Consider the following 23,755-nt stretch of genomic DNA (forward strand, 5'->3'; position numbering starts at 1 on the left):
CTACTGAGGCCGGCGCCGGTGCGCCAGCGCGCCCGGGAAATGCATCTCGGCATAAGGCACCAGGCGCGAACCATGCACCAGGCGCCAGCCCCACCACATGGCCCCGAACACCGGAATGCCCAGGTAGGTGGCGATCAGATCGCCCCAGGGCACGGGCCCGCTGCCGCGCAAGGCGTCAAAGCTTTGCCCCAGCACCACCAGCAGGCACATGCCAAAGGCAAAGAAGGGCCCCCACGGAAAAAACGGTGACTGATAGGGCAGCAGGCCGGCGATGTCGATGCCCTGCACCATCAGGCCGCGCCGGAAGCGGTAGTGGCTGACGGCGATGCCCAGCCAGGCGATGAAGCCCGTCATGCCCGACAGGTTCAGCAGCCACAGGTACACCGTCTGCCCCTCGCCCAGCGAACTCAGAAAGCACAGGGCCCCCATGGCCGTGGTGGCCAGCAGGGCCGGCACCGGCACGCCCTGGCGGCTCAGGCGACTGAAGACGGCCGGGGCCCGGCCCTCGACGGCCAGGTTGTAGAGCATGCGGGTGGAGGCGTACAGGCCGGAGTTACCGGCCGACAGCACCGCCGTCAGGATCACCGCGTTCATCACCCCGGCGGCCAGGGCCAGACCAGCGCGCTCGAACACCAGGGTGAAGGGGCTCACGCCCACCTCGCGCAGGTCGGTCTTGATGAGGTTGGGGTCGGTGTAGGGCAGCAGCACACCGATCACACCCACCGCCAGCACATAGAACAACAGGATGCGCCAGAACACCTGCCGCACTGCGCGCGGGATGTTGCGTGCCGGGTCGACCGATTCACCGGCGGCCACCCCCACCAGCTCGGTGCCCTGGAACGAGAAGCCCGCAATCATCACCACGCCCAGCAGCGCCGGCATGCCCCCCACGAACGGGGCCTCGCCGTGGGTGAGGTGGCTCAGCCCCGGACTGGGCTGGCCGCGGAACACGCCCAGGATCATCAACAGGCCCAGCACCACAAAGCACAGCACGGTCAACACCTTGATCAGCGCGAACCAGAACTCGGCCTCGCCAAACCCTCGCACCGAGATCACGTTGAATGCGAACACCACCAGCAGGAACAAGGCGCTCCACCACACCCCCGGCACGGTCGGGAACCAATACTGCATGACCAGCTGCGCCGCCACCAGTTCGACCGCCACCGTGACCGCCCAGTTGTACCAGTAGTTCCAGCCCAGGGCGAAGCCGAAGCCGGGATCGACGTACAGCGATCCGTAGGTGGAAAACGAGCCCGCCACCGGCATGTAGGCCGCCAGCTCGGCCAGGCTGGTCATGAGGAAATACACCATGGCCCCGATCAGCACGTAGGCCAGCAGGGCCCCACCGGGGCCGGCCCGTGACACCATGGCACCCGAGGCCACGAACAGGCCGGTGCCGATGGAGCCGCCGATGGCGATCATGCTGAGGTGGCGCGCCTGCAGCGAGCGCTGGAGGCCAGCGGATGGGGTGCCCGCACGGGTGGCGACGTGAGGTGCCCCGTGGGGCGGGGGTCGATGTGGGGTCATGGCGGTGGGCAGCCTGGCGCCCCGGCTCACCCGACAGGCACGGTGCCGGGCCGGGGCGGGGGTCGCTGATTAAAAACGCCACGGCAGCGGCGACGGGCCGGCCCAGGCCGGCGAATGCCCCCAACGGTCAAATCACGCCGCCGAATGGCGATCAACAGGCCGTCAGCGCGCGGGCGGCAAGGCCTCGCTGAGGCGCGCACGGTGGGCCATGACGGCCTCGCGCATGAAGGGGCGCAAGGACTGGCCGGCCTCGGCATCGAGTTGCTGCAAAAATTCCGCCCGCATGCGCGGCTCCCAGAACTTGCGGATGTGGTCGGCGGCGCCCGCCAGGGCTTCGGCACGGTCGGGCATGGACTCGAAGAACTGGCCGATGCGATTGGCCATCACGATCAGGTTCTGGGTGTGCGGATTGCTGCTCATGGCTCAGGCCTCTGGGTCCACGCGCCAGGCGTGGCTGTAAACGGAAAAATCATCGCCGCGGGCAAAGCCCAGCAGGCACAGGCGGGCCGACTCGGCGGTGTGCACCGCCAGCTCGGTCACCCCGGACACGGCGGCCAGCAGCGGCACACCGACGGCAGCAGCCTTCTGGGCCATCTCGTGGCTGGCGCGGCTGGTGACCACGATGAAGCCGGTCCCGGCCTGCAGCGGCTGGCCGCGTTGCATCAGCGCACCGATCAGCTTGTCGAGGGCGTTGTGGCGGCCCACATCCTCGCGCACCAGGTGCAGTTGGCCCGAGGCATCGCACCAGCCGGCCGCATGGGTGGCCCCGGTCGCCCCCAGCAGGGGCTGGCGGGCGCGCAGCCGGCTCATGCCCTGGCTCAGGGCCTGCGGACTGAAACGGTGCTCAGCCAGCACCGGCGCCACCTGGCGCACGGCCTGGCTCAGGTTTTCAGCGCCGCACAGCCCGCAGCCAGTGCGCCCGGCCAGGCTGCGGCGCTGGTCCTTGAAGCGCACAAAACAAGCCGAGGCGACCTCGATGCGCAGGGTGATGCCGGCCGGGCAGTCGTCCACGTCGAGGCCATAGAGCTGCTCGGCCCGCTCGATCAGCCCCTCGGTGAGCGAGAAACCCAGCGCAAAGTCGGCCAGGTCATCGGGGGTGGCCAGCATCACGGCATGGGACAGGCCGTTGTACTCCAGGGCCACCGGGCGTTCACGGGCCACCAGGTCCTGCACCTCATGCCATTGGCCGTCGCGCCAGCGACGCACCGGCACCGGGGCGCAGCCTTCGGGTTGGCGGGGCTGGTCGTCAGGTTTCATGGCGGTCGGCGAAGACAGTGGGGCCGGGGCGGGCTCATTCGCCCTGGCTGGCGGCATGCAGCAGTTCGAGCTGGGTTTCATGGAACTGAGCATAGCTGCGCTGCCACGCCGACTGAGGTTCGGACTGGTGATCGGCCCGGTCGGCACCCTGCCCTGCGGCCTGGGGCACCGGCATCACGTTCACCGCCGTCACCTTGTACTCGGGGCAGTTGGTGGCCCAGTCACTGCTGTCGGTGGTGATCACGTTGGCGCCCGACTCGGGGAAGTGGAAGGTGGTGTAGACCACGCCCGGCGCCACGCGCTCGGTGAGGGTGGCGCGCAGCACGGTTTCGCCCGCGCGGCTCTGGATGCCCACCCAGTCGTCCTGGCGGATGCCGCGCTCCTCGGCGTCGTGCGGATGGATCTCAAGCCGGTCCTCAGCGTGCCACTGGCTGTTGGCGGTGCGTCGGGTCTGGGCCCCCACGTTGTACTGCGACAGGATGCGCCCGGTGGTCAGCAGCAGCGGGTACTTGCGGGTCACCTTTTCGTCGGTGGGCACGTACTGGGTGATGATGAAGCGGCCCTTGCCGCGCACGAAGCGGTCCACGTGCATGATGGCCGTGCCGGCTTCGTCGGTGCTGTCGTTGCAGGGCCACTGCACGCTGCCCAGGCGCTCGATCTTGGCGTAGCTGACGCCGGCAAAGCTGGGCGTGAGCGCCGCGATCTCGTTCATGATCTCTTCGGGATGCGAATAGTTCATGGGGTAGCCCAGGGCGTTGGCCAGCATCTGGGTCACCTCCCAGTCGGCGTAGCCGGCCTTGGGTGGCATCACCTTGCGCACCCGCGAGATGCGGCGCTCGGCATTGGTGAAGGTGCCGTCCTTTTCGAGGAAGGACGAGCCCGGCAGAAACACATGCGCGTACTGGGCGGTCTCGTTGAGGAAGAGGTCCTGCACCACCACGCACTGCATGGCCTTGAGCGAATCGATCACATGCTGGGTGTTGGGGTCGCTCTGGACGATGTCCTCGCCCTCGCAGTACAGGCCCAGAAAGCTGCCTTGCTGGGCGGCCTCGAACATGTTGGGGATGCGCAGGCCCGGCTCGGGGTTCAGCGTCACACCCCAGGCCGATTCGAACAGGCCGCGGGTGGTGCTGTCGCTGATGTGGCGGTAGCCGGGCAGCTCATGCGGGAAGCTGCCCATGTCGCAGCTGCCCTGCACATTGTTCTGTCCGCGCAGCGGGTTCACGCCCACGCCTTCACGGCCCACGTTGCCGGTGGCCATGGCCAGGTTGGCAATGCCCATCACCATGGTGGAGCCCTGGGCATGCTCGGTCACGCCCAGGCCATAGTAGATGGCGGCGTTGACCTGGCGCTCGGTCTTGCGGCCTGCGCTGTTGCCGGTGGCGTACAGGCGGGCCGCGGCGCGCAGCTCGGCCGCCGGCACGCCGCTGACGGCTTCCATGGCCTCGGGCGAGTTGTCGGGCCGGGCCACGAACTCACGCCACTCGCGGAAGGACTTGTCGTCGCAGCGCTCGGCGATGTAGGCCTCGTCCAGCAGGCCTTCGGTGACGATCACGTGGGCCATGGCGCTGATCACGGCCACATTGGTGCCGGGGCGCAGTTGCAGGTGGTGGGCAGCACGGATGTGCGGCGACTTCACCAGGTCGATGCGGCGCGGGTCGATCACGATCAACTGGGCGCCTTCGCGCAGGCGCTTTTTCATGCGCGAGCCGAACACCGGGTGGGCATCGGTGGGGTTGGCGCCGATCACCAAAATCACGTCGGCCTTCTCGACCGACTTGAAGGTCTGGGTGCCGGCCGAGGTGCCATAGGTCTGGCCCAAGCCATAGCCGGTGGGCGAATGGCAGACCCGGGCGCAGGTGTCCACGTTGTTGTTGCCGAAGGCCGCCCGGATCAGCTTCTGCACCAGGTAGGTCTCTTCGTTGGTGCAACGCGAAGAGGTGATGCCGCCGATCGAGTCGCGACCATGCTCGGCCTGGATGCGACGGAACTCGCTGGCCGCGTAGCCGATGGCCTCTTCCCAGCTGACCTCGCGCCAGGGGTCGTCGATGCTCTTGCGGATCATGGGCGTGGTGATGCGGTCCTGGTGGGTGGCATAGCCCCAGGCAAAGCGACCCTTGACACAGGCATGACCTTCGTTGGCCTGGCCGTCCTTCCAGGGCACCATGCGCACCACCTCGTTGCCCTTCATCTCGGCCTTGAAGGCGCAGCCCACGCCACAGTAGGCGCAGGTGGTGATGGTGCTGTGCTCGGGCTGGCCGAGCTGGATGATGGATTTCTCCTGCAGCGTGGCGGTGGGGCAGGCCTCGACACAGGCGCCGCAGCTCACGCAATCGGACTCCATGAACGACTGCCCCTGGCCCGGCGAGACGCGTGACTCGAAGCCTCGGCCCTGGATGGTCAGCGCAAACGTGCCCTGGGTCTCTTCGCAGGCCCGCACACAGCGGTTGCAGACGATGCACTTGCTGGCGTCGTAGCTGAAGTAGGGATTGGAGTCGTCCACCGCGGGCTTGCAGTCGCCCCGGAAGTGGTTGGCCCCATCGAGCCCGTAGCGCACCTCGCGCAGGCCGGTGACACCGGCCATGTCCTGCAGCTCGCAATTGCCATTGGCCGAGCAGGTCAGGCAGTCCAGCGGGTGGTCGGAGATGTACAGCTCCATCACGCCCTTGCGCAGCTCCTGCAGGCGCGGACTCTGCGTGCGCACCTTCATGCCGGCCTCGGCCGGGGTGGTGCACGAGGCCGGAAAGCCCTTGCGGCCCTCCACCTCGACCAGGCACAGCCGGCACGAGCCAAAGGGCTCCAGGCTGTCGGTGGCGCAGAGCTTGGGCACGCGCACCCCGGCATCCACCGCGGCACGCATCAAGGAAGTGCCCTCGGGCACCGTCACCTGCACACCGTCGATCTCCAGCGAGACGGCGTTGTCGGACGCCCGCAGCGGGGTGCCGTGGTCGGTTTCTTTCAGATGAGCCAGCATGTTGAACTCCTCAGACGGCTTGGGTAGCTTGGGTGGCGGGCACGTTGGGCACGGTGAGTCCGAAGTCCTGCGGGTAATGGTTGAGGGCCGACAGCACCGGGTACGGGGTCATGCCCCCCATGGCGCACAGCGAGCCATGCAGCATGGTGTCGCACAGGTCGCGCAGCAGCTTCACCTGCTGGGGCTGTTGCGGGCCACCGGCGGTGATGCGGTCGATCACCTCGACGCCCCGGGTGGAGCCGATGCGGCAGGGCGTGCACTTGCCGCAGGACTCCAGGGCACAGAAATCCATCGCGTACCGGGCCAGGCGGGCCAGGTTGGCCGTGTCGTCGTGCACCACGATGCCGCCGTGGCCCACCACGCCGCCAAAGGCGGCATAGGCTTCGTAGTCCAGCGGCACATCCCACTTGTCTTCAGGCACATAGGCGCCCAGCGGGCCACCGACCTGGATGGCCTTGATGGACCGACCCGAGGCGGTGCCGCCGCCAAAGCCGTAGACCAGCTCGCGCAGGGTCAGGCCAAAGGCCTTCTCGACCAGGCCTCCGTGCCGGATGTTGCCGGCAAGCTGGAAAGGCAGCGTGCCGTGCGATCGCCCCACGCCGTAGTCGCGGTAAAAGGGGGCGCCGCGCGCCAGGATGATGGGCGCCGAGGCAAAGGTGATCACGTTGTTGATCACCGTGGGCTGGCCGAACAGGCCCTTCAAGGCCGGCAACGGCGGCTTGGCGCGCACGATGCCGCGCCGGCCCTCCAGGCTTTCGAGCAAGGCGGTCTCCTCGCCGCAGACGTAGGCGCCAGCGCCCATGCGCACCTGCAGGTGGAAAGCATGGCCGCTGCCCAGCACCGAGTCCCCGATGAAGCCGGCGGCCTTGGCCCGGGCCAGTGCCTCGTTCAGCGTGGCCACCGCATGCGGGTACTCGGAGCGCACATAGATGTAGCCCTGGGTCGCGCCCACGGCCAGGGCCGCGATCGTCATGCCCTCGATCAGCATGTAGGGATCGCCCTCCATGGTCATGCGGTCCGAATAGGTGCCCGAGTCGCCTTCGTCGGCATTGCAGACGATGTACTTCTGCGCCGCCTGGGCATGGGCCACGGTCTTCCATTTGATGCCGGCCGGGAAAGCCGCCCCGCCGCGCCCGCGCAGGCCCGAGTGGGTGACCTCGTGGATGATGCCGGCGCCATCCAGCGACAGCGCTCGGCGCAGGCCGACCCAACCCTCATGGGCCTCGTAGTCGGCCAGGCTCAGCGGATCGGTCACCCCCATGCGGCGGAAGGTGAGGCGCTCCTGCAGCGCCAGGTAGGGGATCTGCTCGGTGATGCCCTGGCGCAGCGCGTGCTCCGCCCCCTGCAACAGGCCAGCGGCCAGCAGACCGGGCACGTCTTCGGGACTCACCGGACCATAGGCCACGCGGCCGGCGGCGGTCTGGACCTCCACCAGCGGCTCCAGCCAGAACAGGCCGCGCGAGCCATTGCGCACCAGCTCGATGGCGTCGCCGGCCGCGGCTTGCAGAGCCTGGGCCACTTCGTCGGCCCCCACGGCCAGGGCGGCAGAATCACGCGGCACGAAAACACGGATCTTGGTGCTCATGGTTCAGGCCTCCTGGGTTTGCAAGGGCGCCACCAGGCGGTCGAATCGCTGCAGACTGACCCGGGCATGCACCTGCTCGTCCACCACGATGGCGGGGGACGAGGCGCACAGCCCCAGGCAGTAGACGGGCAACAGCGTCACGCTGGCATCGGCGTTGGTGGCGCCATGCCCGCTGTCGGCGCAGCCCAGGCGGCTGCAGGCGTGGGCCCACAGGGCTTCGGCACCGCGCGACTGGCAGGCCTCGGCCCGGCACACCTGCACCACATGGCGCCCCGGTGGGCTGGTGCGGAAATGGTGGTAGTAGCTGAGCACCCCGTGCACCTCGGCCCGCGACAGGTTGAGGGCCTGGGCCACCAGGGGCACACCGGCTTCGGGCACATAGCCCAGCCGGTCCTGCACCGCATGCAGGATGGGCAACAGGGCGCCCGGCAGATGGGACAGTTCGGCCAGGGCCTGCTGCACGGCTTGCAGGGCGGCAAGGTCCGCGGGGGCCACGGGGGCTGAGGCGTGGGGGGTGCTCATGGGGTTCTCTGGGTGTCTTGTTTGAAACGCGTGGGGATCAGCCGAACAGCTTGAGCACGCTCAACAGGGTGCGGTAAACACCCCAGGCCAGCGGGATGCCCACGGCCGCCCAGGCCAGGGCCACCACGGCGGGGCTCACGCTGTCGGGGCGACCGCTGGAGGTGCCGGTGTTGTTGGCCGACACGGCTTTCTCGTGCGCCAGCCGCTTTTCTTCGGCCAGTTCGGCATCGCTCATGAACCATTTGTCGGCCACGGGGCGGACCAGCAGGTTGCAAATCAGGCCGATCACCAGCATGCCGACCAGGATGTACATGGTCTGGTTGTAGACCTGCTCGCGGGCGATGCCCAAGCCCAGCTGGTACTCGCGCATGTAGTTCACCACCACCGGGCCCAGAATGCCCGCCGTGGCCCAGGCCGTCAGCAGCCGGCCATGGATGGCGCCGACAAACTGGGTGCCGAACAGGTCGGCCAGGTAGGCCGGCACGGTGGCAAAGCCGCCGCCGTACATGCTCAGGATGATGCAGAAAGCCCCCACGAACAGCACCGTGCTGCCCGCCGCGGCGCTGCCCGGCACGCCAAAGTACAGCACGCCGCCGAGCACGAAAAACACCACATAGGTCATCTTGCGACCCAGCTTGTCGGACAGGCTGGCCCAGAAGAAACGGCCCCCGATGTTGAACAGGCTGAGCAGCGCGGTGAAGCCGGCCGCCACACCGGCAATCGCGGCCAGTTGGGTCTTGTCGAGCTCACCGTACTTGGCCGCCACACCGATCAGCGAGCCGCCAAACACCTCTTGCAGCATGGGCGAGGCCATGCCGATCACGCCGATGCCGGCGCTCACGTTCATGCACAGCACCATCCACACCAGCCAGAACTGCGGAATCTTGAAGGCGTTCTTCACGTGCACATGGCGCTGCGTGATCATGGTGTTGGCGGCATGGATGGCCGGCGGCGTCCAGCCCTCGGGCTGCCAACCGGTGGCGGGCACGCGGTAGCCCAGGGCCCCCGCCATCATGAAGACGAAATAGACCAGTGCCATCACGATGAAGGTGGGCATCACGCCCACGCTTTCGGGGCTGGCAAACACCTTCATCAGGTCGGCCGCCAGCGGCGAGCCGATCATGGCACCGCCGCCAAAGCCCATGATGGCCATGCCGGTGGCCATGCCGCGCCGATCCGGGAACCACTTGATCAGCGTGGACACGGGCGAGATGTAGCCCAGGCCCAGCCCGATGCCCCCGATCACGCCCGAGCCGAGCAGCATCATCCAGAACTGGTGCAGGTGGATGCCCAGGGCCGAGAACAGCATGCCGCCGCACCAGCACAGGGCCGACACCACGCCGGCCTTGCGCGGGCCGGCACGTTCCAGCCAGCCCCCCCACAGGGCGGCCGAGCAGCCCAGAAAGACGAAGAACAGGGTGTACATCCAGCCCAGGGTGGAGATCTTCCAGTCGCAGTTGGTGGTGAACATCTCGGCGAAAAAGCCCACCTCGGGGCCGCATTTCACACTCTCCTTGATGCCCAAAGCCTTGGACAGCGGGAGCCAGAACACCGAAAAGCCATAGGCCATGCCGATGCAAAGGTGGATCGCGAGCGCCGCCGGCGGCACCAGCCACCGGTTGAAGCCGGGCCCGGCAATGATGCGTTCCTTGTCAAGAAAACCTGCCATGTGTCTGTCTCCGTTGTTGTGGTGAGGAGGAAGGGTTGTTGTTTCCGCCCCGGCGCCGCTCAGGTCATGGCCTGGCGTTGTGCCGGGTCGCAGTGTCTGGGCAGGGGGGCGGCGCGGTCAAATTGAATCGGGACATGCCTTGATTCAAGGATTGAATCAAGGCCGCCGAGAGTCTATGGCCTTGCGACTGCGTGGCCGAACACCCCCATGAGGGTGTTATTGGGGATCGAATTCGCGCCTCGTTTGGCGCTTGATTTGGCGGTTGAAAAAATGGGATAGCCCTCAAAAAAAACCCATCGAATCAACGTCTTAAGAGATGTCGAAAGACGAAATTGAGGTCAATTTTGGCGGTTAAGTTGGCGCTAGATCCGGCCGACAAGGCCCCACCCCTCAAGCCCGCAGCGCTCCACTGTGGGCTGCGGCATGGGCCAGCCAGTCGGGGTCTTGCGCCAGGGCCTGGGCGGCGGCCAGGGCGCGCGAGGGGCGCTCGGCCTGGGTCAGCATGAAGCCGATGGGGGTGTGCACCTCGGGGCTGACCAAGGGGTGGGCCTGCAGCTCGGCATAGCCCAGGGCCGCGCCGACCAGCGCACCCGGCAGCACACTGCAGACCTCGCCCGCCACCACGCTGAGCGACAGGGTGAGGATGGAGTTGGTCTCGATCACCGGCGTGACCTCGGCACCGGCCAGGGCAAAGGCGCTGTCCACGATGCTGCGGTTGTGCATCTCGGGTGTGAGCAGGCACATGGGCTGGGCCGCCGCCTCGACCCAGCGCAGGGGCTCACCGCGGCGCATGCCCACGCTGCCGGCCACCGCAGGCTCCAGGGCCCGACGCACCAGAAAATACTGCTCGCTGTACTGCGGCAACACCCGCACCCCCGACTGCTGACCCAGGCGGTCGGTGTAGCCCAGGCCCAGGTCCAGGGTCAGGGCGTCGAGGCCGTTTTCAATTTCGGGCGAAGACAGCGACAGCACCGCCGGCCGGATACCGGGGTGGCGTGCCTGCAGCCAGGCCGCAAAGCGCGCCACGATGGGGATGGCCGTGGGCACGGCGCCGATGCGCAGGCGCCCGCGCGGCTGGTCGGCCTCGCTGGCCAGGTCCTGCTGCAGCAGTTCGTGCTCACGCAACATGCGCTGCGCCGTCACCAGCACGCGTTCACCCTCGGGGGTGAAGCCCGCATACTGGCGCGCCCGCTTGACGATGACCACGCCAAACTCGGCCTCCAGGGCCCGCAGCGCATTCGACAGCGCCGGCTGGGTGATGTGGCAGGCCTGCGCGGCCCGCCCGAAATGCTGGTGCTCGCTCAACGACACCAGGTAGCGCAGCGAGGCCAGGATGTTCATGGGATGAGTCGAGAAAGGACCGGCCTCAGGTGCCCTGGCTGACGGTGATGGTCGGGAACTTGGACGAGAAATCCTTGGCCTGCTGAGCCACCTTGAGCGCCACCTTGCGGGCCAGGGTCTTGTACAGACCGGCCACTTCGCTGTCGGGGGCCGCCACCACGGTGGGGTTGCCACTGTCGGCCTGCAGCCGGATGTTGATGTCCAGCGGCAGGCCGCCCAGGTAGTCCATCTTGTAGTCGGCGGCCATGCGCTGGCCACCATCGGCGCCGAAGATGTGCTCGATGTGGCCGCAGTTGCTGCACACATGCACCGCCATGTTCTCGACGATGCCCAGAATGGGCACGCCCACCTTCTCGAACATCTTGATGCCCTTGCGGGCATCCAGCAGGGCGATGTCCTGCGGCGTGGTCACCACCACGGCGCCGGTCATGGGCACGCGCTGCGACAGGGTGAGCTGGATGTCGCCCGTGCCCGGGGGCATGTCGACGATCAGGTAATCCAGGTCTTTCCAGTTGGTCTGGCGCAGCAGTTGCTCCAGGGCCTGGGTGGCCATGGGGCCGCGCCAGATCATGGCTTCGTCCTGTGCCACCAGGAAACCGATCGACATCACCTGCACACCGTGCTTGAGCATGGGCTCCATGGTCTTGCCGTCGGTGCTGGCGGGGCGGCCCTCGATGCCCATCATCATGGGCTGGCTGGGGCCGTAGATGTCGGCATCCAGCAAGCCCACGCGGGCGCCTTCGGCGGCCAGCGCCAGCGCCAGGTTGGCCGCGGTGGTGCTCTTGCCCACACCGCCCTTGCCCGAGGCCACGGCGATGATGTTGCGCACCTCGGGCAGCAGCGGCACGCCGCGCTGCACCGCATGGGCCACCACCTTGCTGCGCACCTGGGCCTGCACCTCGGTGACGCCGGCCACGCGGCGGGCGGCCGCGTCCAAGGAGGCGGTCAGGGTGGGGATGAAGGTGCGTGCCGGATACCCCAGTTCGATGTCGAAGGACACCTTGCCACCCTCGACCTTGAGGTTCTTCAGGGCCTTGGTGGAGACGAAATCCTGGCCGGTGTGGGGATCAACAACGGTTTGCAGGGCCTGCAGAAGGGCTTCGGTGGTAGGCATGTGGCTTTGGGAGGGCTGATAGGTCATGTTGAGCCCCTGAGTTTAGAGCCCAGAGACCCAAGCCGGTCAGAACCCGCCCCATGCCCGGTCTGGGGCTAGGCCTACTTCAACGTGCCAAGGTAGGCCACGAGGTCAGCCCGATCCTCGGCACTGGGCAGGCCCGAAAAGGGCATCACATTGCCGGGGACCACCGCCTGTGGATTGGCCAGGTAGGCACTCAGCGTCTCGACATCCCAGGTCTTGCCGAACTTTTTCATGGCACGACTGTAATGAAAACCCGGGGCCTTACCCGCCGTGCGCCCGATGATCCCCTTGAGGCTTGGGCCCACGCCATTGTGAGCTTCAGCGGAGTGGCAAGCAGCACATTGCTCAAAGACCTTCTGGCCTTTTTGCACATCCTGAGCCTGAGCGCTACCCACGCACAGCCAACCCAAAACAGCAAGGCAGCCCGCCGGCAGGAACAGACACTTGGAGAATTGATGAAACATGGTGATTTTTCCTTTCGTTCGCTGGCAAGTCATCACAGGCGGCCAGGGCTCTTGAAATAGCGCACCAGGTCGTCGCCAAGGCGCAGGGCCAGCGCAGCAAGAGGGCCGGTGGGGTTGTAGCTGGAGTTGTGGTCGTAGACAGAGGCGCCGACCACGAAAAGGTTTTGCGCGTCCCAGTGCTGCAAATGCGGCGAGACCACACTGGTGTGCGGGTCGGCGCCCATGACCGTGCCACCGGTGATGTGTGTGCTCTGGTACCGCCGCGCATCAAATGGCGACACCTTGACGTTCAAGGGCCCCAAAGCGTCACCGCCAAGGGTCTGGGCCACCTCATACATCTTGCGCCCGGTGTAGTCGGCCATGCGCTGCTCATTGAGTCGAAAATCGAATGTCATGCGCACCAGCGGTTGACCAAATGCATCGGTGTGCTGAGGATCGAGACTCAGGTAGTTGTCGTGGTCCGGGTAGCAGCTGCCAAGGATCGACAACGACATCGCGTGGTTGTACCAGTCCGCATTGGCCTGCTTCCAGGCCGTACCCCAGGCGGGCGTGCCCGGTGGCACCCTGCGGCCCTTGATGGGACGCCCGCCGAACTGGTTGGCCGCGATGATCGAACCGCCCAGAAAGCCCAATCCACGATGATCGAAATTGTCGTTGTTGAAATCGTCGATAGCGATCCCGGTACAGCCGGTGGCCATGAAAGGGTTGAAGAACCGGTCTTTCATGAAGATGTCCACCCCGCCATTGACCTGGTAGCAGAAATTCTTGCCCACCACCCCCTGCCGTGTGGCCGGGTCATAGGGTTTGCCAATGCCGCCCGTCAACAGCAGCTTGGTATTGGTCATGGTGAATGCGGCCAGCACCACCACGTCGGCCGGTTGCTGGTAGGTGAGTCCGGTTGTGAGGTCGAGGTAGCGCACGCCAGTGGCCCGGTGGGTGTTCCGGTCGTAATCCACTCCCAGCACGTGTGCGTCGGTGCGGATCTCAAAGCCCTTGCGCTGACGCAGCATGGGGTAGAGCAACTGCTGAGGTGAGGCCTTGGCATCGGCCTCACAAATGAAGCGCTCACAATGCCCGCAGTACTGGCAAGCCCCGAGTTTCTGCCCATCGGGATTGGTGTAGGCCCCGGAGGAGTTGGCGGCCGGAATCGGAAAGGGGTGGTAACCCATCTTTTTCGCGGCTACCTCAAAGATCAATCCGGCTTCCGTCGCTTCGAGCGGCTTTTGCGGGTATTCACTTCGACGCGGTGCCTCGAAGGGATTGCCACCGGGCTGGCGAAGGCCGGCGATGTTGCCGGCGCGCCCGGACAGGCCAAACAGCTTTTCAAAGAGCTCATGGTAGGGCTCCATCTCGGCATAGGTCACACCCCAGTCCTGCAGCGGCATGTTCGCCGGAATCGCATCCTTGCCATAGCGATCGAGGTAATAGCTGCGCAGTCGCGGCTCATGCTCACCCCAGCGCCAGGTGTGGCCGTTCCAGTGATTGCCGGCCCCGCCAATGCCTTCGCCGGGCAGAAAGGCCTCGATCCAGCGCATCGGCACCGCCGTGTCGGCCGAGCTGTGGCGGGCGGTGTAGGTTTCACGGGCCCAATTCTGGATCAGGCCCTGGCGCACGTCCCAGCGCAGTTCGTCGCGCTGGCTGGGCAATTTGGCTTCTGCACCTTCACGGTGGTCAACACCACGCTCCAGTATCAGCACATCAATGCCCTGGGCCGTCAGTTGTCGCGACACCAGGCCTGCGGCGAGTCCACCACCGACGATGACAACCGCCCTCTTGGTCAGCTTTTTCATGGGGGAATCCTTTCAGCTGAAATCGGCGATCGACATGGGCTTGGAAGCGCCGGGGAAGGGCTTGCCACGGAACTGGACGATGTCAAGCGCATGGGTGGCCGGCAACCCCGGGTAGCCAATCAGCGTCCAGAACACTTTGCCCATGTTCCCGCCGTAGATCGGGTCGCTGAAACATGCTTCAGTGAACAAGGGGTAGACCAATTCGTTGAACCAGACCCCCAGATCCAGGCCGTCGATCCGAACCTGCCCCGCGGCCAATTCGTGCAGAAAGGCGTCGCCATCTGGCGTCGGCAACTCGTCCAGCGAGGCCTTGCCCCGTCGCTTCAGCTCGGCATCGGCGGCGGCCACACCGGCCTTGAAGAACTGCTCTGGAGTCAACGGGAACTGCCATCCAAACTGAGGCTTCCCAGGGTCAAAAGGCCCTTGGCGGTAACGCCGGTCCCCCTGCCCGAAGCTGCCAGCCAATTGACGGTCGATGTAGACCGCCAGACCACAGTCCACCCCAGCAGGGGTCAAGGCATCAGCAGGGCACATGATGTTGACCAGGGCCTCCACAAAAGCGGCTTCGCCCGGGCTGAAAGATTGGTAACCCGGCCAAGGGTCTGGCAGTGTGGCCGCTGCCGCTGTGGTGGCATGGGCAGGCGATGCCAGGCCCATCGCCGAAACGCCGACCAGCGGCAAGGCGCTGGAGGCCCGTGCGACCTGTTTGAAAAAGCCACGTCGTGCAAGCTCAGAAGCGTGTGTGGGGTGGGGCATGAAAGTCTCCTGTGGGCTGCATTGATGAGCCGGATCCGCGAGTGGGATCGGCTCGACGCAGCTTAGACAGACCGGCTGGCGGAGGGGTTTGCCCAGGTAATGCACGTAATCAGACGTGGGCTGACGACGGGCTTGTTGATACACCAGAGAGACTTGGGCTTGTCACCCCATAAAATCAACGATTCGCCTGGAAAACCCAATGACCGCCATGCCCGCCCAACGCAAGCTCTTTGTTACCACCGCCCTGCCCTACGCCAACGGCAATTTCCACATCGGCCACATCATGGAATACATCCAGGCCGACATCTGGGTTCGGGTGCAGCGCATGCTGGGCCACCAGGTGAACTTTGTGGGGGCCGACGACACCCATGGCGCGCCGATCATGATCGCGGCCGAGAAGGCCGGCAAGACGCCGCAGCAGTTCGTGGCCGACATCGCGGCCGGCCGCAAGCCCTACCTGGACGGCTTTCACATCGCCTTCGACAACTGGCACAGCACCGATGCCCCCGAAAACCACCAGTTGGCGCAACAGATTTACTTGGATCTGAAGGCCGCTGGCCTGATCGAGACCCGGGTGATCGAGCAGTTCTTCGACCCCGAGAAGAACATGTTCCTGCCGGATCGCTTCATCAAGGGCGAGTGCCCCAAGTGCCACGCCAAGGACCAGTACGGCGACAACTGCGAGGTGTGCGGCGCGGTGTACGCCCCCACCGACCTGATCTCGCCCTTTTCGGCGCTGTCGGGGGCCAAGCCGGTGCTGAAGAGCTCGGAGCATTTCTTCTTCAAGCTGTCCGACCCGCGCTGCGTGGCCTTTCTCGAAGAGTGGACCCAGGATGGGCGACTGCAGCCCGAGGTGGCCAACAAGGTGAAAGAATGGTTCACCGTGCGCACCAACCCCGACGGCAGCCAGAGCGAAGGCCTGGGCGACTGGGACATCAGCCGCGATGCGCCCTACTTTGGCATCGAGATCCCCGGCGCGCCTGGCAAGTATTTCTATGTGTGGCTGGACGCCCCGGTGGGCTACCTGGCTTCGCTGAAGAACCTGCTTGAAAAGCGCGGCGAAGACTACGAGGCCACCATGGCCGATCCGGCGCTGGAGCAGTTCCACTTCATCGGCAAGGACATCGTCACCTTCCACACCCTGTTCTGGCCGGCCATGCTGAAGTTCAGCGGCCGCAAGACGCCGGACTCGGTGTTTGTGCACGGCTTTCTGACCGTGAACAACGGCGAGAAGATGAGCAAGAGCCGCGGCACCGGCCTGGACCCGCTCAAGTACCTGAGCCTGGGCATGAACCCCGAGTGGCTGCGCTACTACCTGGCGGCCAAGCTCAGCGCCCGCAACGAAGACATCGACTTCAACCCCGACGACTTCATGGCGCGGGTCAACTCTGACCTGATCGGCAAGTTCGTCAACATCGCGTCACGCGCAGCAGGCTTCATCCACAAGCGTTTTGGCGGCCAGCTGGCCGCGGTGTCGGCCGACGGCGACGCCTTGCTGTCGCACCTGCAGGACGCCGCCCCCGGTGTGGCCGAACTGCTGGCCGAACGCGACTACGGCAAGGCCCTGCGCGAGATCATGCTGCTGGCTGACCGCGTGAACGAGTACGTGGACCAGAACAAACCCTGGGAACTGGCCAAGCAAGAAGGCATGGAAGCCCGCCTGCAGGACGTATGCAGCGCCTGCATCGAGGCGTTCCGCCTGCTGAGCATCCTGCTCAAGCCCGTGCTGCCGGCACTGGCCACCCAGGTCGAGGCCTTTCTGCAGGTGGGGCCCTTTACCTTTGACAGCGCCCGCAGCCTGCTGGGCGCGGGCCACCGCATCCAGGAGTACAAGCACCTGATGCAACGCGTCGATGTGAAGCAGCTCGATGCCCTGTTCGAGCCGCCCGCGGCCCCCGAGCCCGAAGCCCCCCTGCCCGGCGGCGAAGAACTGGCCCCCACCATCGGCATCGACGATTTCGCCAAGATCGACCTGCGCATCGCACTGATCGTGAACTGCGAACCGGTGGAAGGCTCGACCAAGCTGCTGCGCCTGACGCTGGATGTGGGTGAGGGCAAGCACCGCAATGTCTTCAGCGGCATCGCCAGTGCCTACAAGCCCGAAGACCTGATAGGCAAGCACACGGTCATGGTGGCCAACCTGGCCCCGCGCAAGATGAAGTTCGGCCTCAGCGAAGGCATGGTGCTGGCCGCCAGCCATGGCGATGAAAAGGCCCAGCCGGGCATCTACGTGCTCAACCCCTGGCCGGGCGCCACGCCAGGCATGCGGGTGCGCTGAAGCCCCAGGCGCCGCCGAGGCTTCTTTAGCGCGGCGAGGTGGTGAGCTGGTCGCTCCAGCTCAGGGGCGCGGGGGCGGTGCCCACTCGCCCGGTCTCCACCGCCGGGTCTTGCCCCGGCTGCAACAGTTGCAGGGCGCGCCCACTGGCGGTGGCGTTCATGGCGTCCAGCAGCCCACCCAGACGTTGCAACAGGGCCTGGGCATCGCAGCCCGGAAAAAACCCCGCCGTGCAGGTCACCTGCAAGCGCAAGGTGGCCCCGCCGGGCAGGCGGCCCGGTTGCGCCAGGCCGCGTGCAATGATGATCTGCGCCAGGTCCAGCACCCCTTGCGGTTTGAAGTCGCCCTCCATCAGCAGCACGAAATCACCGTTGCCCAGGCGGGCCAGCGTGTCGCCGCTGCGCCGCACCACCTGAGAGATGCAATTGCTGGCCTGCAGGGTGGCGGCATCCAGGGCCGGCACGCCAGCCTCGCGGAAGATCGCCTGCAGATTGGCGATGCGGATGCGCATGACCGCCCCCAGCCGGTGCTGCCGATGCTGGCGAAGAATCAGGTGGTCCAGCCGCTCCAGCACCACGTGCTCGCTCGACAGGCCGGTCAAGGAGTCAATCCGCTTGAGCGCCTGGCGCTGCACCCCGTGATCGTGCTGCTGGCGGCAACGCCAGGCCAGCGCCAGTGCCAGCAGGCCCAGTGCCAAAGCCAGCCCCGCGGGCGCCCAGCGCAGCAACAGCGACTCCCAGGGCAAGACCCAGCTCGTGCCACGCATCGCCCCCACCCATTGCCAAGGCCCGAGCAACAGCCAGCCCCCCAGCAGCAAGGCGCCCAGACCGCCCTCGCGCCGCAAGGCGCACCATGCGATGGCGGCACCTGCCAGCCACACCAGGGCGGCATAGCCTGCGGCCACCCAGCCCAGGGCCACACCCGACAGGGCCATCACGCTCAACACCGGCCCCAGCAGCCCGAGCACCAGGCCGGCACTGCGCCAGCGCGGGGCGAGCGCGCTGCGCGCCACGCCACTGATGAACAACAGGCCAAAGCCCTGGGCCAGCGACTGGCAGGCCTCGAACACCCGATCGCTCCAGCCCCCTCTTTCGGGCCAGAGGTACTCAGCCCCCAGGCCGCCGTGAGCCACGGCAGCCACGGCCAGCGCCAGGCAAGCGCCCGCAAAATACAAGGGCAGGGCATTCCGGTATTGCTGAGCCTGAACCAGCGACAGCAACACCAGCAGCAGCATGCCGCCCAAGGCGGCGCCCCATAGCAGGTGCCAGGTCTGGGCATATCGCTCGAAGGACGCACGGTCCCACAGCCGCCAGGCCAGCTCGGCGGGCCGTCGCCCCTCCAGGCTCAGGTAGACCCGGCTCTGCCCGGGCTGAACTGTCCAGGCAAAGGCGGGGGACAGGTGGGCCAGAGGCCAGCGGGCCACCGGCAGCAAGGCACCCGCCTCGGCCGTGAACCACCGCTCGTCCGGCAGCGGCGCATGAAAGACCAGGCGCTGCACATCGGCCATCGGAACCTCCAGCACCACCTCGCGCGGCGCCTGGACAGCCGGCAGATCAATGGCGAGCCAGTGCGCGCTTGCCGGGCCCAACGCGGCGCGCTCGCCGGGATGGGCGACGGCCCCCTCCGCAGCGGCGAACCGGCTCGTCACACGGGCCGGTGTCTGCTCCCCACCCGGGTCGACCAGGCGCCAGGCGGGCGGGGTCAGGCCGTTCCAGGGTCCGGCCTGGGCCGGCGGCGGTGTCTGGGCCTGCAGGGGCCAAGCCATCAGCAGGCTCAGGCCCAGCATCCAACCCGGCCAGCGCCGGACGACGCAGGCACCGATCTGCACCGCGCAGAATGCGATGAACGTTCTCATATACACAATGTAACAATTTTGCAAGTACAGGGACATCCCCGATCTGGGTGAAGTGGACGCCGACGCCGACGAGGCCCAGAATCCGCCTCAATGCACCTGCCTCAACCCCTTGCCCGTTTTCACCCCCGCCTGCTCGATGCCTGCCGCGATTACAGCCGCGTCCGCTTCTGGCGCGATGCCGGCGCCGGGCTCACGGTGGGCATCGTGGCCCTGCCGCTGGCCATGGCCTTTGCGATTGCCTCGGGCATGAAACCGGAGGCCGGGCTGTGGACCGCCATCATCGCGGGCTTTCTGATCTCGCTGCTGGGGGGCTCCAACGTTCAGATCGGCGGGCCGGCAGGCGCTTTCATCGTGGTGGTGTACGGCATCATCGAACGCCACGGCCTGGCCAACCTGCTGATTTCCACCAGTCTGGCCGGGGTGCTGCTGTTCCTGATGGGGCTGCTGCGCCTGGGCACCCTGGTGCGCTATGTGCCGGTGACCATCGTGGTGGGCTTCACCAACGGCATTGCCGTGCTGATCGCACTGTCGCAGATGAAAGACTGGTTGGGCTTGCAGGTGCCGCGCATGCCCGCCGATTTCTTTTCACAACTGCAAACCCTGTGGCTGCATCGGGGCACGTTCAATCCGGCCGCCTTCGGTCTGGGCCTGTGCTGTGTGGTGGGTCTGTTCGCCTGGCCCTGGCTGTGGGGGCGCAAGCACCGATTCCAGGCCTCCCTTGACGACATCCCTGGCATGCGCCGCGCACTGCGCGTGACCTCGCGCTTGCCCGGCCCGGTGGTGGCCCTGGTCACACTCACCCTGCTGGCCTGGGTGCTGGGCCTGCAGGTCGAGACCATCGGCAGCCGCTTCGGCAGCATCCCGGCCGGGCTGCCCGAGCTGGCCCTGCCCGATTTCAGCTGGGAAACCGCCAAGCACCTGCTCAATCCCACGCTCACCATTGCCCTGCTGGGGGCGGTCGAGTCACTGCTGTGCGCCCGGGTGGCCGATCAGATCAGCAACACCCCGCGCCACGACCCCAACCAGGAGCTGATGGCCCAGGGCGTGGCCAACTTCGTCACCCCCCTGTTCGGCGGCATGCCGGCCACAGGCACCATCGCCCGCACCGTGACCAACATCCGCTCGGGCGCCAGCTCACCGGTCTCGGGGCTGGTGCATGCCGCCACGCTGGCACTGATCGTGCTGCTGGCGGCGCCGCTGGCGCTGCTGATTCCGCTGCCTGTGCTGGCCGGCATCCTGCTGTTTGTCGCCTGGAACATGGGCGAATGGCACGAATTCGCCGATCTCAAGCACTACTCCGGCCATTACCGGCTGGTGATGCTGGGCACCTTTGTGCTCACGGTGGTGTTCGACCTCACCGTGGCCATTGAATTCGGGCTGCTGCTGGCCTGCGCGCTGTTCATCCGGCGCATGAGTTCGCTGTTCAGCGTGGCACCGGTGCCCGTCCAGGGGCCGGAATTGCGCTTTCAGCTGTATGGCGCGCTGTTCTTCGGGGCGGTAGACCGCATCGACCGGCTGGTCAGCGCGGTGGAGCTGGCCCCGCCCGGCACCCGCGTGGTGCTCGAAGCGCATCAGCTGATCGCCCTGGATTCCACAGGGGTCGATGCCCTGCGCCAGTTGCACCGGGTGGTGCGCCAGCATGGCGGCACGCTGCACCTGGAAGGGCTGCAACCCCAGCCACACGACCTGGCCCGACGCTCGGGGCTGAGCGCCGAACTGGCGGCCGCCCAAGCCGAGGCCCAGGCGCAAAACGGCCCCTCGCCAGGCCTTTGAACGAGCCGGGCCCCGGGGCCGGTAAAATCGCGCCCAAAGGACTTGCAACATGTCGATCTTCGCCCGCCCCCACTACACCTCTGACGCCACCCAGTTCATCGAACAGCTCAAGGCCGCCAAGCCCGAACTGGACGCCCAGCAACAAGCGGGCCGCGGCCTGCTGTGGGACCGCGAGCAAGACCGCGAAAGCCAGGCCGGCTTCAAGCAGGCCCGCGTGCCGCAGAAGCCCTACGTCTACCAAAACGGCCACTGAGGCCCAGGCCCGGCGCCCCCCAACGGCCCCCGCCCGGCGCGCGCCTGCCCTACCCCCACCCATGAAGCCCAGCCCAGGCGCCGACACGGCGCTGCTCCCGCCTGCCCCTGACGGTGCCACCGAGGGATCGGCGATGCCTAGCGTGGTCGATCACGTGGCCGTGGCCCGCCTGTATGGCGAACCGCTGTTCGCCATGCCGACCGACCTGTACATCCCGCCCGATGCACTGGAGGTCTTTCTGGAGGCCTTTGAAGGCCCGCTGGACCTGCTGCTGTACCTGATCCGCAAGCAGAACTTCAACATCCTCGACATCCCGATGGCCGCGGTGACGCGCCAGTACCTGGTGTATGTGGACGAGATCCGCACCCGCAACCTCGAACTGGCGGCCGAATACCTGCTGATGGCGGCCATGCTGATCGAGATCAAGTCGCGCATGCTGCTGCCGCCCAAGCCGGCGCCCGAAGGGCAGGAGCCCGAAGACCCGCGTGCCGAGCTGGTGCGCCGCCTGCTCGAGTACGAGCAGATGAAGCTGGCCGGCGCCAAGCTCAATGCCCTGCCCCAGTTCGGCCGCGACTTCATGCGGGCCCAGGTCTACATCGAGCAAAGCCTGCAACCGCGCTTTCCCGATGTGCACGTGGTCGATCTTCAGGAGGCCTGGCGCGACATCCTCAAACGCGCGCGCCTGGTGCAGCACCACCGCATCACCCGCGAAGAACTCAGCGTGCGCGAGTACATGAGCAAGGTGTTGCGGGCCCTGCAGGGCCGCCGCTTTGTCGAGTTCGAAGACCTGTTCGAACCCGAAAAAGGCAGCACCGTGCTGGTGGTCACCTTCATCGCCCTGCTCGAACTGGCCAAGGAGACCCTGATCGAGATCACCCAGGCCGAGGCCTTTGCCCCGATCTACGTGCGCCTGGCCTACACCCCGGCCTGAACGCCCCGGGGCCATGCCCCATCCTTCATCCCCCCCTCCACCGTGACCGAATTCGACACCCTCATCGTCGGCAGCGGCCTGGCCGGCCTTTGCGCCGCCCTGCTGCTGGCCCCCACCCGCCGTGTGGCGGTGATCAGCAAGGCCACCCTGGACGCCGGGGCCAGTGGCCTGGCCCAGGGCGGCATTGCCGCCGTGCTGGCCGCCGACGACAGCTTTGACGACCATGTGCGCGACACCCTGGTGGCCGGGGCCGGCCTGTGCGACGAGGCCGCCACGCGCTTCGTGGTCGAGGGTGCGCCTGCCGCCATGGCCTGGCTGCAGGCCCAGGGCGTGCCCTTCACCCAGGAGCAGGGCGCCCTGCACCTGACCCGGGAAGGCGGGCACAGTGCCCGCCGCATCGCCCACGTGGCCGATGCCACCGGTGCCGCCGTGCAGCGCACCCTGATGGACGTGGTGCGCCGCACCCCGGGCATCACGGTGCTGGAGGGGCACAGCCTGATCGATCTGGTGCTGGCCCCACCCAACGCCGATGGGGCCGCACGCCGCTGCCTGGGCGTGACCCTGCTGGACACGACGCACGGCCTGCGGCGCACCCTGCTGGCCCCGCACACCGTGCTGGCCAGCGGCGGCGCCGGCCAGGTGTTTGCGCACACCACCAACCCCGACACCTCCACCGGCGATGGCATGGCCGCCGCCTGGCGTGCCGGCTGCCGTGTGGCCAACCTGGAGTTTGTGCAATTCCACCCGACCAGCCTGTGCCACCCCGAAGCCCAGGGCTTTCTGATCAGCGAGGCGGTGCGCGGCGAAGGCGGCCTGCTCAAACGCCCGGCCACGGTCGGCGGCGAGCGCTTCATGCCCGAGTACGACAGCCGTGCCGAACTGGCCCCACGCGACGTGGTGGCGCGGGCCATCGACGCCGAGATGAAACGCCACGGGCTGCCCTGTGTCGAACTGGACATCTCGCACCAGAGCCCGGCCTTTTTGCAGGCGCACTTTCCCAACATTGCAGCACGCTGCCTGGCCCTGGGCATCGACATCACGCGCCAGCCGATCCCGGTGGTGCCCGCCGCCCACTACACCTGCGGCGGTGTGTTGACCGATCTGGCCGGGGGCACCGATCTGCCGGGCCTGCTGGCGATTGGCGAAGTGGCCTGCACCGGCCTGCATGGCGCCAACCGGCTGGCCAGCAACTCGCTGCTCGAATGCCTGGTGTTTGCGCGCGCGGCGGCCGACCAGGTGCTGGCCGAGCCCCTGCCTGCCAGCCGCCCCAGCGCACCGCCCGACCTGGCCAACCCGGCACCCGAGCCTGCTCTGGACGCCGATGCGGCCGCCCTGCGCCAGCAACTGCGCCAGCTGATGTCGGCCCAGGTCGGCATTGTGCGCAGCGACGCCAGCCTGCAGGCCGCCGACCAGGCCTTGGCCCCGTTGCAGACCGCCAGCGCACGCCTGTGGCACCTGGGACACCCCAGCCGTGCTTTGCTGGAACTGCGCAACCTGTGTGACGTGGCCGCACTGATGGTGCGTTCGGCCCGCCAGCGCCGCGAAAGCCGGGGCCTGCACTACAGCACCGATCACCCCCAGACCGACCCCGTGGCGCAGCCCACTGTGCTGCCCGGCGCGGTCTGAGACCCCACAGGCACCCGGA

The 23,755-nt window shown here is 67.0% G+C and carries 18 protein-coding genes; 5 read left to right on the forward strand and 13 right to left on the reverse strand.

The window, feature by feature from the left end; all coding sequences use genetic code 11:
- The 12 genes from AC07VS_RS19280 to AC07VS_RS19335 all read right to left on the reverse strand — a co-directional run bounded on the left by AC07VS_RS19280 (position 1) and on the right by AC07VS_RS19335 (position 15,023).
- Positions 1-1,527 carry an amino acid permease gene (locus AC07VS_RS19280; protein ID WP_492348313.1) on the reverse strand — a complete coding sequence of 509 codons (1,527 nt, stop codon included), beginning with the start codon at positions 1,525-1,527 and terminating at the stop codon, positions 1-3.
- 162 nt (positions 1,528-1,689) lie between these two features.
- Positions 1,690-1,947: a formate dehydrogenase subunit delta gene (locus tag AC07VS_RS19285; RefSeq protein ID WP_492348312.1), complete on the reverse strand. Its 258-nt coding sequence runs from the start codon at positions 1,945-1,947 to the stop codon at positions 1,690-1,692.
- Positions 1,948-1,950: 3 nt separating this feature from the next.
- Positions 1,951-2,784: a formate dehydrogenase accessory sulfurtransferase FdhD gene (gene fdhD / locus AC07VS_RS19290; protein WP_494751738.1), complete on the reverse strand. Its 834-nt coding sequence runs from the start codon at positions 2,782-2,784 to the stop codon at positions 1,951-1,953.
- A gap of 34 nt (positions 2,785-2,818) precedes the next feature.
- The gene (fdhF, locus tag AC07VS_RS19295) at positions 2,819-5,758 is read right to left on the reverse strand and encodes a formate dehydrogenase subunit alpha (RefSeq protein ID WP_494751739.1); all 2,940 of its coding nucleotides are present in this window, start codon (positions 5,756-5,758) and stop codon (positions 2,819-2,821) included.
- A 10-nt stretch (positions 5,759-5,768) separates the two neighbouring features.
- Positions 5,769-7,343, reverse strand: coding sequence for a formate dehydrogenase beta subunit (locus AC07VS_RS19300; protein WP_494656796.1), 1,575 nt, complete (start codon positions 7,341-7,343; stop codon positions 5,769-5,771).
- 3 nt (positions 7,344-7,346) lie between these two features.
- Positions 7,347-7,865, reverse strand: a complete 519-nt coding sequence (locus AC07VS_RS19305; RefSeq protein WP_494751740.1) for a formate dehydrogenase subunit gamma — start codon at positions 7,863-7,865, stop codon at positions 7,347-7,349.
- 37 nt (positions 7,866-7,902) lie between these two features.
- The gene (locus tag AC07VS_RS19310; RefSeq protein WP_494751741.1) at positions 7,903-9,534 is read right to left on the reverse strand and encodes an OFA family MFS transporter; all 1,632 of its coding nucleotides are present in this window, start codon (positions 9,532-9,534) and stop codon (positions 7,903-7,905) included.
- 390 nt (positions 9,535-9,924) lie between these two features.
- A complete protein-coding gene (locus AC07VS_RS19315) occupies positions 9,925-10,875 on the reverse strand; it encodes a LysR family transcriptional regulator (protein ID WP_494751742.1) in 951 nt (316 codons plus the stop codon).
- Between the two features lie 25 nt (positions 10,876-10,900).
- Positions 10,901-11,989: an iron-sulfur cluster carrier protein ApbC gene (gene apbC / locus AC07VS_RS19320; protein WP_494656891.1), complete on the reverse strand. Its 1,089-nt coding sequence runs from the start codon at positions 11,987-11,989 to the stop codon at positions 10,901-10,903.
- Positions 11,990-12,090: 101 nt separating this feature from the next.
- A complete protein-coding gene (locus AC07VS_RS19325) occupies positions 12,091-12,510 on the reverse strand; it encodes a c-type cytochrome (RefSeq protein ID WP_494656793.1) in 420 nt (139 codons plus the stop codon).
- A complete protein-coding gene (locus AC07VS_RS19330; protein ID WP_494656792.1) occupies positions 12,510-14,267 on the reverse strand; it encodes a GMC family oxidoreductase in 1,758 nt (585 codons plus the stop codon). The genes AC07VS_RS19325 and AC07VS_RS19330 overlap by 1 nt, the downstream gene beginning before the upstream one ends.
- Before the next feature lie 12 nt (positions 14,268-14,279).
- Entirely contained in the window at positions 14,280-15,023 is a 744-nt protein-coding gene (locus AC07VS_RS19335; protein WP_494751743.1) for a gluconate 2-dehydrogenase subunit 3 family protein, read from the reverse strand.
- Between the two features lie 208 nt (positions 15,024-15,231).
- Between AC07VS_RS19335 and metG the strand changes: the two genes are divergently transcribed.
- Complete coding sequence (gene metG / locus AC07VS_RS19340) at positions 15,232-17,301, forward strand: methionine--tRNA ligase (RefSeq protein ID WP_494751773.1); 2,070 nt, start codon at positions 15,232-15,234, stop codon at positions 17,299-17,301.
- 25 nt (positions 17,302-17,326) lie between these two features.
- Here the strand turns inward: metG and AC07VS_RS19345 are convergent, their stop codons facing one another.
- The gene (locus AC07VS_RS19345; RefSeq protein WP_494751744.1) at positions 17,327-19,153 is read right to left on the reverse strand and encodes a 7TM-DISM domain-containing protein; all 1,827 of its coding nucleotides are present in this window, start codon (positions 19,151-19,153) and stop codon (positions 17,327-17,329) included.
- A gap of 90 nt (positions 19,154-19,243) precedes the next feature.
- On the opposite strand from AC07VS_RS19345, the gene AC07VS_RS19350 reads away from it, so the two are divergent.
- From AC07VS_RS19350 to nadB, 4 genes are all read left to right on the forward strand, one after another.
- Complete coding sequence (locus AC07VS_RS19350; RefSeq protein WP_494751745.1) at positions 19,244-20,926, forward strand: SulP family inorganic anion transporter; 1,683 nt, start codon at positions 19,244-19,246, stop codon at positions 20,924-20,926.
- Between the two features lie 49 nt (positions 20,927-20,975).
- Positions 20,976-21,179 (forward strand): DUF3460 family protein, encoded by a 204-nt coding sequence (locus AC07VS_RS19355; RefSeq protein ID WP_492348301.1) that lies wholly within the window; start codon positions 20,976-20,978, stop codon positions 21,177-21,179.
- 61 nt (positions 21,180-21,240) lie between these two features.
- Complete coding sequence (locus tag AC07VS_RS19360; RefSeq protein WP_492348300.1) at positions 21,241-22,110, forward strand: segregation and condensation protein A; 870 nt, start codon at positions 21,241-21,243, stop codon at positions 22,108-22,110.
- Positions 22,111-22,152: 42 nt separating this feature from the next.
- Positions 22,153-23,736: an L-aspartate oxidase gene (gene nadB, locus AC07VS_RS19365; protein ID WP_494751746.1), complete on the forward strand. Its 1,584-nt coding sequence runs from the start codon at positions 22,153-22,155 to the stop codon at positions 23,734-23,736.
- Positions 23,737-23,755: the final 19 nt, after the last annotated feature.

The sequence above is a fragment of the Curvibacter sp. GW821-FHT01G03 genome, assembly GCF_059422285.1.

Coding starts and splice junctions, on each gene's coding strand:
- AC07VS_RS19280 (WP_492348313.1), bottom strand. CDS start 1,527: ATGACCCCACATCGACCCCCGCCCCACGGGGCACCTCACGTCGCCACC.
- AC07VS_RS19285 (WP_492348312.1), bottom strand. CDS start 1,947: ATGAGCAGCAATCCGCACACCCAGAACCTGATCGTGATGGCCAATCGC.
- fdhD (WP_494751738.1), bottom strand. CDS start 2,784: ATGAAACCTGACGACCAGCCCCGCCAACCCGAAGGCTGCGCCCCGGTG.
- fdhF (WP_494751739.1), bottom strand. CDS start 5,758: ATGCTGGCTCATCTGAAAGAAACCGACCACGGCACCCCGCTGCGGGCG.
- AC07VS_RS19300 (WP_494656796.1), bottom strand. CDS start 7,343: ATGAGCACCAAGATCCGTGTTTTCGTGCCGCGTGATTCTGCCGCCCTG.
- AC07VS_RS19305 (WP_494751740.1), bottom strand. CDS start 7,865: ATGAGCACCCCCCACGCCTCAGCCCCCGTGGCCCCCGCGGACCTTGCC.
- AC07VS_RS19310 (WP_494751741.1), bottom strand. CDS start 9,534: ATGGCAGGTTTTCTTGACAAGGAACGCATCATTGCCGGGCCCGGCTTC.
- AC07VS_RS19315 (WP_494751742.1), bottom strand. CDS start 10,875: ATGAACATCCTGGCCTCGCTGCGCTACCTGGTGTCGTTGAGCGAGCAC.
- apbC (WP_494656891.1), bottom strand. CDS start 11,989: ATGCCTACCACCGAAGCCCTTCTGCAGGCCCTGCAAACCGTTGTTGAT.
- AC07VS_RS19325 (WP_494656793.1), bottom strand. CDS start 12,510: ATGACTTGCCAGCGAACGAAAGGAAAAATCACCATGTTTCATCAATTC.
- AC07VS_RS19330 (WP_494656792.1), bottom strand. CDS start 14,267: ATGAAAAAGCTGACCAAGAGGGCGGTTGTCATCGTCGGTGGTGGACTC.
- AC07VS_RS19335 (WP_494751743.1), bottom strand. CDS start 15,023: ATGCCCCACCCCACACACGCTTCTGAGCTTGCACGACGTGGCTTTTTC.
- metG (WP_494751773.1), top strand. CDS start 15,232: ATGCCCGCCCAACGCAAGCTCTTTGTTACCACCGCCCTGCCCTACGCC.
- AC07VS_RS19345 (WP_494751744.1), bottom strand. CDS start 19,153: ATGAGAACGTTCATCGCATTCTGCGCGGTGCAGATCGGTGCCTGCGTC.
- AC07VS_RS19350 (WP_494751745.1), top strand. CDS start 19,244: ATGCACCTGCCTCAACCCCTTGCCCGTTTTCACCCCCGCCTGCTCGAT.
- AC07VS_RS19355 (WP_492348301.1), top strand. CDS start 20,976: ATGTCGATCTTCGCCCGCCCCCACTACACCTCTGACGCCACCCAGTTC.
- AC07VS_RS19360 (WP_492348300.1), top strand. CDS start 21,241: ATGAAGCCCAGCCCAGGCGCCGACACGGCGCTGCTCCCGCCTGCCCCT.